The sequence below is a fragment of the Bacillus sp. JJ634 genome, assembly GCF_036962285.1.
GTDB lineage: Bacteria > Bacillota > Bacilli > Bacillales > DSM-1321 > Peribacillus > Peribacillus asahii_A.
The window spans coordinates 19,092-30,761 of the sequence record NZ_JBALMU010000018.1 but is presented as its reverse complement, the minus strand read 5'-3'; the positions used below and the strand labels follow the sequence as shown (position 1 = coordinate 30,761).

General features: G+C 37.1%; 14 protein-coding genes. 10 read left to right on the top strand and 4 right to left on the bottom strand.

What is annotated here, in order from left to right:
- Positions 1–275: 275 nt before the first annotated feature.
- Entirely contained in the window at positions 276–1,409 is a 1,134-nt protein-coding gene (locus V7068_RS03515) for a zinc-dependent alcohol dehydrogenase (RefSeq protein WP_499711075.1), read from the bottom strand.
- Between the two features lie 108 nt (positions 1,410–1,517).
- Entirely contained in the window at positions 1,518–1,661 is a 144-nt protein-coding gene (locus V7068_RS03510; RefSeq protein ID WP_182480471.1) for a hypothetical protein, read from the bottom strand.
- A gap of 279 nt (positions 1,662–1,940) precedes the next feature.
- Between V7068_RS03510 and V7068_RS03505 the strand changes: the two genes are divergently transcribed.
- Entirely contained in the window at positions 1,941–2,798 is an 858-nt protein-coding gene (locus tag V7068_RS03505; RefSeq protein WP_499711073.1) for an MBL fold metallo-hydrolase, read from the top strand.
- Between the two features lie 263 nt (positions 2,799–3,061).
- A complete protein-coding gene (locus V7068_RS03500; RefSeq protein ID WP_499711071.1) occupies positions 3,062–3,943 on the top strand; it encodes a patatin-like phospholipase family protein in 882 nt (293 codons plus the stop codon).
- Between the two features lie 21 nt (positions 3,944–3,964).
- Here the strand turns inward: V7068_RS03500 and V7068_RS03495 are convergent, their stop codons facing one another.
- Positions 3,965–4,342 (bottom strand): SA1362 family protein, encoded by a 378-nt coding sequence (locus tag V7068_RS03495; RefSeq protein WP_127761318.1) that lies wholly within the window; start codon positions 4,340–4,342, stop codon positions 3,965–3,967.
- Positions 4,343–4,437: 95 nt separating this feature from the next.
- Positions 4,438–5,373: a DUF1385 domain-containing protein gene (locus V7068_RS03490; protein ID WP_252290698.1), complete on the bottom strand. Its 936-nt coding sequence runs from the start codon at positions 5,371–5,373 to the stop codon at positions 4,438–4,440.
- Between the two features lie 178 nt (positions 5,374–5,551).
- Here V7068_RS03490 and V7068_RS03485 point away from each other — a divergent pair, with 178 nt between their 5' ends.
- The 8 genes from V7068_RS03485 (at position 5,552) to essB (ending at position 11,656) form a co-directional block, all read left to right on the top strand.
- Entirely contained in the window at positions 5,552–6,067 is a 516-nt protein-coding gene (locus V7068_RS03485) for a YqhR family membrane protein (protein ID WP_499711068.1), read from the top strand.
- A gap of 73 nt (positions 6,068–6,140) precedes the next feature.
- A complete protein-coding gene (gene aroQ / locus V7068_RS03480; RefSeq protein WP_127761315.1) occupies positions 6,141–6,587 on the top strand; it encodes a type II 3-dehydroquinate dehydratase in 447 nt (148 codons plus the stop codon).
- The gene (locus tag V7068_RS03475; RefSeq protein ID WP_499711065.1) at positions 6,588–7,649 is read left to right on the top strand and encodes a M24 family metallopeptidase; all 1,062 of its coding nucleotides are present in this window, start codon (positions 6,588–6,590) and stop codon (positions 7,647–7,649) included.
- Positions 7,650–7,674: 25 nt separating this feature from the next.
- Positions 7,675–8,232 carry an elongation factor P gene (gene efp, locus V7068_RS03470; RefSeq protein WP_127761313.1) on the top strand — a complete coding sequence of 186 codons (558 nt, stop codon included), beginning with the start codon at positions 7,675–7,677 and terminating at the stop codon, positions 8,230–8,232.
- Positions 8,233–8,344: 112 nt separating this feature from the next.
- Positions 8,345–9,337 carry a zinc-dependent alcohol dehydrogenase family protein gene (locus V7068_RS03465; RefSeq protein WP_499711062.1) on the top strand — a complete coding sequence of 331 codons (993 nt, stop codon included), beginning with the start codon at positions 8,345–8,347 and terminating at the stop codon, positions 9,335–9,337.
- A gap of 368 nt (positions 9,338–9,705) precedes the next feature.
- A complete protein-coding gene (locus V7068_RS03460) occupies positions 9,706–9,999 on the top strand; it encodes a WXG100 family type VII secretion target (RefSeq protein WP_252286703.1) in 294 nt (97 codons plus the stop codon).
- Between the two features lie 80 nt (positions 10,000–10,079).
- Positions 10,080–10,319, top strand: a complete 240-nt coding sequence (gene yukD / locus V7068_RS03455; protein ID WP_499711060.1) for an ESX secretion system protein YukD — start codon at positions 10,080–10,082, stop codon at positions 10,317–10,319.
- A 14-nt stretch (positions 10,320–10,333) separates the two neighbouring features.
- Positions 10,334–11,656 carry a type VII secretion protein EssB gene (gene essB / locus V7068_RS03450; RefSeq protein WP_499711058.1) on the top strand — a complete coding sequence of 441 codons (1,323 nt, stop codon included), beginning with the start codon at positions 10,334–10,336 and terminating at the stop codon, positions 11,654–11,656.
- Positions 11,657–11,670 lie beyond the last annotated feature (14 nt).

Sequence of the window (11,670 nt, the reverse complement as noted above, 5' to 3'; positions counted from 1 at the left end):
TGAATTTCCATTTGGTGAAGCGTTGGAAAGGAAAATAGTCAGGGAATAGCGATTGTATAACTTTTCTTCATATCAGTGAAAGTGGCGGCACAGTACCGTCGAAGCTTGTAATGAACGTGAAGGGATAGCCACTAGACTAATAAAAGATTCATTTACCATGTAGGACAGTTCTTCAATGATTAATAAGGTTCTTGTAAGACTAATAGAGGTTCAGCTACAAAAGCCGATTAGAGAGGCAGTTCTCTAATCGGCTTTTTCATGTATTAATGTCTAACCTAAGGCTTTAAAATCACCTTGATACAATCATCTTGTTTATTGTTAAAGATTGTATAACCATGCGCGGCTTCCTCTAGTGGAAGCTTATGCGTAATAATAGCAGTCGGATCAATTTTCCCTTTTACAATTTGTTCGTATAGGGTTGGCATATAGCTGCGAGCATGAGCTTGGCCCATTTTTAATGTAATATTTCGAGTGAAGAATGGCCCTAATGGAAACATATTATATAATCCGCCATAAACCCCTGTAAGTTGGACAGTTCCGCATTTTTTTACGGCTTTTGTGGCGATTTGTATAGGCCCGAGTGTTCCTCCTTGCAGCTTTAATTTTTGTTCGACATATTCAAGCGGTGATTTTTTTCCATCCATACCGACACAATCAATAACAACATCGGCTCCTCCTTTTGTTAATTCTTTTAAGGTTTCGCCCATATCATCATATTGTGTAAAATCGAAAATCTCTGTTCGATTCATTTTTTTTGAATGGTTTAGTCGATAGTCGAAATAATCAACTGCAATGACGCGTTCGGCTCCTTTTTGCCAAGCGAATTGTTGAGCCATTAAGCCAACTGGTCCACAACCTAATACGATAACAGTATCTCCTTTTTTGACACCAGCATGTTCAACACTCCAATATGCGGTCGGCAAAACATCGGATAAAAATAAAAGCTGTTCGTCCTCTAGTTCACATTCTTCGGGGATGAGAAAAGGTGTGTAATTTCCGAATGGAACTCGAAGATATTCCGCTTGTCCCCCTGGATAATTTCCAAATTTTTCAGAGTATCCAAGATAACCACCGGAGTCATAGTGAGGGTTTGCATTGTCACATTGACTTTCTAAATGTTGGTCACAATACGGGCAAGTCCCGCAGGCAACAGTAAACGGAATGACAACACGGTCTCCTTTTTTTACTTTTGTTACGTCTGGTCCCACTTCTTCTACAATTCCCATTGGTTCATGACCAATGACATAACCGATAGGGAGTGGAAAGTTTCCTTGGTACAGATGCAAATCTGAGCCGCAAATAGCAGTCGAGGTGATTTTGACAATCACATCTTGAGAGTCAACGATTTTAGGATTCTCTACTTCCTTTACAGCGATAGACTGCTTACCTTGATAGGTTACAGCTTTCATAATTGGCAGCACCTCCTAAGTCAATTAAGATTCCTTTTATGATTGAAAAAAAGAGTAAACCAAAACAGTTCACTCTTTAAGAAAACTCTTCAGTTTTCATAAAATACTTTATCCTTTTATTCCTTGAAGCCATTCTTGATAACATTCATCGCATAGTGTTTCATCTCTATGTTCATCAGTAACATGGAACGTCACATGATGAATTCCATTTTCTTGAATATCATTTGTGCAATAAAAGCATTTTTCACTCATTATAATTTCCCTCCATAAAAAGTAAGTGTTAGTAGTTTGAGACGCTAGAGCGTTTTTTATGCAGATATAGTGAGGGGGATTGCAAAGAAAATATTTTCATAAATATTTTGGTGAATTTATTAGGATGAGGGACATACGTTCTAGTGAATATTATCATTCATAATGATATTCAAAATGCTCAGAAAGCAATAAAGATGCAATATTAGCCTTTTGTATAAATAGAATATATGGTGAAAAAACTATCCTTGATTTTCAATTTAAATAACAAGGAGTTTTTTCATGGAGAATAATCTTTCATACGGAAGCGATTATAAATATATTCCTGCAACATCAATCGGTAGCGGCATTGGTATAGAGGTATTGCCGGATTTGTTTTGTTATACAGTGCAAATCGTCAATGTTATTGTAGTTGGTCGTCCTAACACGAAAGAATTTGTATTAGTAGATGCGGGTATGCCTGAATCCGCTGATAAAATTATTGAGATGGTTGAGGAACGTTTTGGAGAGAATAGTCGGCCTAAAGCTATTGTTCTAACACATGGTCATTTTGATCATGTAGGGGCGATTATTGAGTTGGTCAAGCATTGGGACATCCCTGTATATGCTCATGAATTAGAACTGCCTTTTCTAACAGGAAAAATGAGTTATCCTAAACCGGACCCGACTGTAGAAGGTGGGATGATTGCTAAAATGTCACCGATGTTTCCTAATGAGCCGATTAATTTGGGGAATCAAATAGAAGCGCTTCCTGCTGATGGAAGTGTTCCTTATATGGATGGGTTCCGTTGGATTCATACGCCAGGGCACACCCCCGGTCACGTATCTTTTTTTAGAGAGGAAGATAAGGCTTTAATTGTCGGCGATGCATTCGTTACAGTAAGGCAGGAGTTTCTTTATAAAGTACTAACACAGGAACAAGAAATCAGTGGTCCTCCTAGATATTTTACGCCGGATTGGGCAGCAACATGGGAATCTGTAAAGAAATTAGAGGCTTTGAAACCATCTATAGCTATAACAGGTCATGGTTTGCCGATGACTGGTGAACTATTAACAGATAGTTTACAAATGCTTGTACGTGAGTTTGACCGTATTGCTATTCCCGATCATGGGAGATTTATTAATAAAAATATTCATTAAATCAGCTGATTTTTTATTACGATCTTGTTTTACATAGTTTATTTTTATAAAAGAAAGGCTCCTGCTCGTGTAACAACGCAATCTCACACGAGCAGGAGCCTCAATCGTTTTATTTTTAACACATTCAAAGGAAAACAAAGGTTTCAGCCCTCTATGAGTGAGCTTAGTTGAAACGTTTAGGACTTAGTTGTTCTCGTATTAAACTGTCATAATTTCTCACCCCCTAGATTAAAAATGTAAAGAGCATCTAGGGGAGGGCAATTATGATTATTGATGGGGTTTTTTCTGGAGGCGGTATTAAAGGATTTGGTCTAGTTGGTGGACTGCAAGTTTTAGAAGAGAAAGGATATACGTTTCAAAGAACGGCTGGAACGAGTGCAGGCTCGATTATAGCAGCGTTAGTAGTTGCTGGCTATTCAAGTAAACAAATTGAAGAACTCTTTCGAAAAATAGATACCGATGATTTGTTAGATCGTCGGCGCGGTTGGTCACAACTTCCCTTTGCTAAATGGTTACTTCTGTATTGGAAGTTAGGTTTATATAAGGGAGATGCGTTAGAAGCGTGGGTTGCGGAGCAACTTAAGATGAAAGGAGTAGTCACGTTTCAAGACGTTCCACCAAACTCTTTACGAATTATCACTTCAGATATTACGAATGGTCGTTTAGTTGTCCTGCCCAATGATTTAAGTCATTACGGGATTGAATCACAATCCTTTTCGGTTGCAAAAGCGGTGCGAATGAGTTGTAGCGTGCCTTATTTCTTTGAACCTGTAAAAATTAAAACAGGGAATCAAACCAATGTATTTGTCGATGGCGGTGTTCTTAGTAATTTTCCGATGTGGTTATTTAACACAGATCGTGGAACAAGGGAAAGACCGGTTGTCGGTTTGAAGCTAACAGGTGATGAAGTGGGGAAAGCCCATGAGGTAGATGATCCAATTGAGATGTTTACAGCTTTATTTAAAACGATGACGAATGCTCATGATTCTCGTTATATTTCTAAAAAACATGTAAACAATATTGCCTTTATTCCAATGAAGGGGATCTCTGGTTTAGATTTTAAATTGAATGAGGAAAAGAAAGATGAGCTGATTCAAAGAGGTCGAGTGTATACAACTCAATTTTTGAAAAAGTGGAGCTATTGAAGAAAAGAAAAAATCGGGCTGTTAAAAGGAAGCCCGATTTTTTTTCTTATTTTTTTTGCCTTCAATAACGGTTAATTGTACATCCGACTTCTTACGAGCTTTAAGTTTATATAATGATTTAGCAGAGGACATGTTTGCTACATTATTTTGTTTCGGCTTGATTGTGCGTTCTTTCGTTCGTTTTTTAGATTGTCGAACAGCTTTTCTAAAAGCACGTTGCTCTTTTGGATTGGCTTTTCCTTGTATTAATCGAAAAATGAGATAAAAAATCCCTGCAAAGACGGCTAGCATGGCAATTTGTTTTAAAAAGCCAATCGTGTTTGTTGTAAGCTGACTAATTAAACCGAGTGCACCAAGGGCGATGATACCATAAATGACATAGGATACTATACGATTCAACAAAGACACCTCCATATGAGCATCATAAGCTAATATAGCTTGTTTTAAACACTGTTTTTTACAAATTTTAGAATAAATTATTAAATATATTTATTCTAGACAAGGTTGTTTGATTCTAACCCTTGTTCGGTCTCTCTCTCTAAGCGTAATAATTCATTGAATGAGGCGAGAGCGACTTCTACTTGATCATCGGTTGGTTCTTTCGTTGTTAACAGTTGAAGCCATAATCCAGGATAACCTAGGAAACGAAGGAAAGGAATGTCTCTTACTTTATTCGTTATTTGCAACACTTCAAAGGCTACTCCAAGTACAACTGGAATGAGTAGAATTCTGTTGACAACTCTTACCCATAGTGGATCGGTTGGTACGAGTAAATAGACAAACATTCCAACGATAACAGTGAATAAGATAAAGCTACTGCCACAGCGATAATGGAGACGAGAACTTGCTTGAACATTAGCGATAGTTAATTCCTTGCCTGCTTCAAAGCAATTGATGACTTTGTGTTCAGCACCATGATATTGGAAGACTCGCTTGATCATAGGGGTCATAGAGACAATATAAATATAACTGAGTAACAATATAAGTTTGAAGACGCTTTCTATAATAATTTGTGCGACATCGCTTTGGAAAATCGGTCTTGTCAGTTCAGCAAGAAAGACTGGAATGAGCGTAAATAATAATTTTCCAAATAAGAAGGACAGCACACCGATAACCGCGACCCCTAGCCATAAGCTTAGTTTGGAAGGCTCTTTTGTTTTTTTCGGTGTTTCATCATTTTCCAATTGCTCGGTGGAAAAATTTAGATGTTTAGAGCCCGTTGAACTTGCTTGAATAAGGGCAATAATTCCGCGTACAAAAGGTACTTTCTTTAAAGTATTCATCATAGGTGTTGATTTGCGTGGTAGATGATAGTACGCAATTGTTGAATCTGTGCGGCGAACAGCGGTTACAGTATGATGTTTACCTCCAAACATAACACCCTCTACGACTGCTTGCCCTCCATAAACAGGTTTTTGAACCTCAGACATTTCTACACCAACCTAACAGTAATTTCACGTTGTTTGCTCGTGATTGCTAATATGAGTTTTATATTTCCATCATACCGAAAAAAGTGAAAAACCTCTAGTATAACTCATGCGTTCGACATAAAAAAAGAAAATATTTCAAAAAAATCGAGGACATACTACGTAGTGGAGGTGTTTTTGTATGTCAAATAACAAAAATCGATATTATAGTAAAGGTACGCTTATAACAAATGTGTGGATTATCGGATTGGTTGGCGGTATGTTGGCAAGCTTTCTTGGGATTGTGTCTCATTATTTTCACTTTATGGAGTTTAGCCCGAACTTTATTTTAACATCGTGGTCGAATGGAGATTGGGTGAAAGCATGGCAAGGTTCATTAGTGACCATTCTTTTGTTTGGGATTATATCCATTATCATTGCTTTTATATACTATGCGTTGTTTAAGAAAATGAAGAATATGATTGCCTATATACTATTTGGTATTCTTTGGTGGGTTATTCTTCTTTTTGTCTTTGGACCAATATTTAATGATTTACCGTCTGTTGCAAAAATGTCTTCAGACTCTATTGTTACAAGTATTTGTATTTTTGCTCTATATGGTGTCTTTATCGGTTATTCTATTTCTTTTGATTATCAAGAGTATATGCATGAACAAACGGAACAAATTGAACAAACGGAGCCTCAACCAGGCAGCTAAAAAATGGAGGAACACCTGAAATAATTATGGTAAAATGATACTGCTCGGTATTTCAAAAAAGCAGGTGTGGAACATGACAAGAATTCTATTAATAAATGGACCAAATTTAAATCGCTTAGGAAAGCGTGAGCCAGCTCATTATGGAAGTGCGACACTGCGTGATGTAGAGGAAGGCTTACAAAAGCAAGCAGAAGCTTTGCAAGTGGAATTAAGTTGTTATCAGTCCAATTATGAAGGCGCAATTATTGATAAATTGCATTGGGCTGAGGACGAAGGGATCAATGGAATTATTATCAATCCAGGAGCCTATACGCATTACAGCTATGCGATTCGAGATGCGATTGCTGGTATCGATGTTCCTGTCATTGAAGTACATATTTCTAATATCCATGCTAGAGAGAGTTTTAGACATCAATCCGTTACGGCACCCGTTACAGCCGGGCAAATTGTTGGCCTTGGCGTACAAGGATATAACTTAGCAATGCAGGCAATTGTAAACATTGCAAAGGGGAGAAGCTAAATGGAAAAACTAACTCGTTTACGTGAGGCTATGGAAAAAGTCAATGTGGATGGTTTACTCATTACAAGTTCTTATAATCGCCGATATATGACTGGTTTTACAGGAAGTGCAGGTGTTGTCTTAGTTTCCTTAAAAGAAGCAAAGTTCATTACAGATTTTCGTTATGTAGAACAAGCGGGCAAACAAGCACAAGGGTATACTATCATTCAGCATAAAGGAACACTTATTGAAGAAGTAGCTAAGCAAGTAAAAGAAATGAAAATTGAAAAGCTTGGTTTTGAGCAAGAGTATGTTACTTTTTCAGCTTATAAAACTTATGAAAACGCAGTTAGTGCTAAACTTGTCCCTATCTCAGGTATTATTGAGAATTTACGCTTGATTAAGACACCGTCAGAGATTAAGATATTAAAGGAAGCGGCTAGCGTTGCAGATCGAGCATTTACACATATTTTGGACTTTATTCGTCCAGGTATTACCGAGCTTGATGTTTCGAATGAGTTGGAGTTCTTTATGAGAAAAGAAGGAGCTACTTCGTCTTCTTTCGATACAATTGTTGCATCTGGGGTCCGTTCAGCGTTGCCGCATGGTGTAGCTACAGATAAAATTATTGAAAAAGGCGACTTTGTTACATTAGACTATGGGGCATATTATAATGGATATGTGTCTGATATTACTCGAACAGTAGCAGTCGGTGAGCCGAGTGAAGAACTTATAAAAATTTATGACATTGTTTTAGAAGCGCAACTTCGTGGAATGTCTGGCATTAAGCCAGGCATGACTGGCAAAGAAGCAGATGCATTAACTCGAAATTTCATTGTAGAAAAAGGGTATGGTGAATATTTTGGCCATTCAACTGGGCACGGAATTGGTCTTGAGGTTCATGAAGGTCCAGCTTTATCGATGAAATCAGATACTATTTTGCAGTCAGGAATGATTGTCACGGTTGAACCAGGGATTTACTTACCTGGCGTTGGCGGTGTTCGGATTGAAGATGATACGATGATTACGATAGATAGCAATGAAGCACTGACCCATTCGACAAAAGAGTTAATGATTCTTTAAACATGTACATGTAGGAGGACAACAAATGATTTCTGTAAATGATTTTCGTACAGGCTTAACAATTGAAGTAGATAACGGTATTTGGCAAGTTATCGATTTCCAACACGTAAAACCAGGTAAAGGGGCTGCGTTTGTACGTTCTAAACTTCGTAACCTACGTAACGGCTCAATTCAGGAAAAAACATTCCGTGCAGGTGAAAAAGTAGCGAAAGCACGTATCGAAAACCGTAAAATGCAATATTTATATGCAAGCGGTGACAGCCATGTATTCATGGATAATGAATCTTATGAGCAAATCGAGCTGCCAGCATCAAGCATCGAGCGCGAATTAAAGTTCTTAAAAGAAAACATGGAAGTACACATCATGACATTCAACAGCGAAACGTTAGGTGTTGAACTTCCAAAAACAGTTGTTCTAAAAGTAGCAGAAACAGAACCAGGCATTAAAGGAGATACATCTTCTGGCGGTACAAAAACAGCTGTTCTTGAAACAGGTCTTTCTGTTCAAGTTCCTTTCTTCATTAATGAAGGAGACGATTTAATCATTAATACAGTTGAAGGTACGTATAATTCACGTGCTTAATAAGAAACAAACAAAGGAGTCTGAGATGAATCATCTTAGACTCTTTTTGTTTGTTCTAAAGGGCCCTTGTATAATTAAATAAATCTGATTTATATGAAGGAGAGTTATAGTTTTGGATGCGAAATGTATTAAATTCTACGAATTTGGTAGTCCTCAAAATGTATTAAAAGTTGAAGATAAAAGTATAGAACCACCAAAAGATCATCAAGTCCTTGTTCGAATGTTAGCCCGGCCTATAAATCCTTCTGATTTAATACCGATTAGAGGGGCATATGCTCAGCGGATTTCTTTACCGAATATTCCTGGTTATGAAGGAGTGGGTATTGTAGAAGATGTAGGTCCTTTAGTTTCTAAAAACCTTATTGGTAAGCGTGTTTTACCTTTACGCGGGGAAGGCACGTGGCAAGAGTTTGTTAAGACATCAGCAGAATTTGCCGTTCCTATACCTGATTCTATTGATGATTTTACGGCAGCACAGATGTATATCAATCCGGTTACAGCTTGGGTAACTTGTACGGAAGTTTTAAAATTACAATCGAATGATGTTTTATTAGTTAACGCGTGTGGTTCTTCTATTGGGCATATTTTTGCTCAATTATCGAAGGTTTTAGGTTTTCGATTGATTGCAGTTACTAGAAATAATAAATATACAGAAGATTTACTTCATCTTGGTGCTTCTTATGTCATAGATACTTCTAAAGTTCCACTCTATGAAACAGTTATGGAATTAACAAATGGAATTGGTGCAGATGCTGCTATTGATTCCGTTGGAGGTTCATTTGGAAACGATTTGGCTTTTTGTGTGCACCCTAATGGGAGTTTTTTAACTATCGGTCTGTTATCAGGGGTACAAGTAAACTGGGCAGAAATTATAAGTAAAGCAAAAGTGCATGCTAATATGTTTCATTTACGGAATTGGAATAAGAATGTCTCAGCGGATAAATGGCAGGAGACCTTTAACCGCTTAATAAATCTAATAAATGATAAAAAATTACGTTTGATGATGGTAGATTCTAAGTATGACTTGTCGAATGTAAAAAAAGCTATCGATGTTGCTGAATCTTCTAAAGAAACCAAAGGAAAAGTGTTTTTAACAAGTTATTGAGTCGATTATTTTTCAAAGGGTGTCATACTTTAAGAAGGAAGTATGGCCCTTTTTATTTCAAAATATGCTCTTTCTATGCCTCTGCGCGTGTGAGAACGTAGTCTTGCACGCATAGGGGCCAAAAATCGTTCCGCTGACTAGATGGAATGTGATGATGTCCAAAAACAAATTGGACTCATATAGATTGTTAAGGAATATCGACTAGAATTAAGCGTAAATTCCTATTGTAATAAAATCAATAATCTAATATAACTATTAATACCTTGGGTAATTATAACTGTTATTCCTTTATTAACTAATCTATTATTGACCGTGTAGAATAATGTTTCTTACAATTAACATATTATCAAAGAAGAGGAGAGATGTATATGTCAGGGATTATTCGTGTAACACCAGCAGAGTTAGAAAGCATGTCTACCCGCTACAATGGTGAGAGCAGTCAAGTAGGGGAACAAATTGTCCGCCTAAATTCAATGATTAAAGAATTAGAAGGAGCTTGGGAAGGGGAAGCTAGTAGAGCATTTAGCGAGCAATACGAGGCATTAAAACCTTCATTTATTCAAATGCAGCAATTGCTTGAAGATATCGCTGTTCAGCTTAGCAATACGGGTAAAGCTCTTGCAGATGCTGACAATCAAATTGCAAGTCAAATTCGTGGTTAACTTCATCTGAAGTCTATGAAGTAAAGGAAGAGCGCCCATTCTATTGGAGGAAGGCGCTTTTTTCATTTTGAGGTGAAAAAATGTATATTGAAATAACGATAGACTTAAAGCATTATACCAATGAAGTTTTTGATTTACGCCTATCTGATTATCACTCTGTAAAAAAAGTAATCGATATTGTTTGGCAAGCCAAATCCATTTCTGAATCGCCTAGAGAAGGTTATTGGGTGCGGATACCGAACAAACGCCTTGTCCTCTCAGGAACAGAAAGGTTAATAGATCGTGGGATTACTACAGGAGACCGTCTTGAAATTATATAAGGGAGTATCCGAACATGTCAGAAAAGAAACAATCGTATCTCGAAAAGCAGCTTGAAGCGGTCATAAAAAAAGAAAAAAATACGGTTCAGATCATTTTCCAAAGAGAAAAAATTAGGTTAGATGATGCACTAGAAATGGAAATGCTTAAGTATAGTGATCCTTCTATCAAGAAGGAAATAACATTAACGGAGGCCGAATTAAAACTCGGTATTGAAACACCCTCAAGCTATCTGCCTTTTACCCAATTAAAAAAGAAAGATGAGAAGAGCCGATGGATTTTTGCTTCGCAGCTTATTAAAAAGGCCGAAAATCATTCTTTGAATCGATTACATATTATTGTATGTCCAGAAAATATTGTAGTTGATGAAAGTCTAACCCCATATTTTCTTCACTATGGGGTAAAGGAGAGCTTGCCGCCTTATGAACAGGATGAAGAAAGACTATTACAAGAATTAAGAGCAACGGTGGCAGAAATAGTCGATAAAAAGTATAGTTTTTTTCAATATTTATATTTATATCAAACGCTCGAACTTTCCCCTATGGCAGCCAAAATACTGGCTGCCAGTAATATAAATGAACTCCAAGAAAGGATTCGAGAGCATTTGACCGTCTTAGAGCAGAGGGCAAAGGAGGAGATTACGGTTACAAAGAAAAAGTGGAATGTGGCCCGTTACACAGCTCTCGGTCTTCTTATTGCGTTGGTTCCTGCTCTTCTATTTAGTTTGTATACCCTCGTACTCGCTCAACCAAAACAGTCAGCATTCATTAATAGTCAGGAAGCTTTCTTGAAGAATCAATATAGTGAAGTAATTAATTCTTTGTTGGACTACGAGGTTGAAGATATGCCAAATGTTGTTCAATATCAATTAGCACAGTCTTATATCATGGTTAGTAAGGATTTAGAGTTAAAGGACCACCAAAAGGATACTTTGCAACAGGTTATTACATTACAAACTGATCCACAATATTATGATTATTGGATTCAAATTGGAAGAGGTAATGCGAAGGAAGCTCTTGATATTGCCTATTCTCTAGAGGATATATCCATCATTATATATGGGCTATATCAATACAAAAAGGAAGTAAAGGCTGATGATGAGTTAAAGGCAGAAGAAAAACAACAGAAGCTGAAAGAGATTCAGTCTGAATTAGATCAATATGAACGAGAATGGGAAGAAGAACAAGAAAAAAGGGAAGCTGAAGAAAAGGCGAAAAAAGAAGCTGAAGCAAAAGTGAAGAATGAACAGATTCAACAAGAGAAAAGTTCTCAAAAACCTAAAGAATCAAAAGAATCGCAAACAAAGAATACGGAGTCATCTGAATCAAATTCAAATTAGGTAGATATTACAGG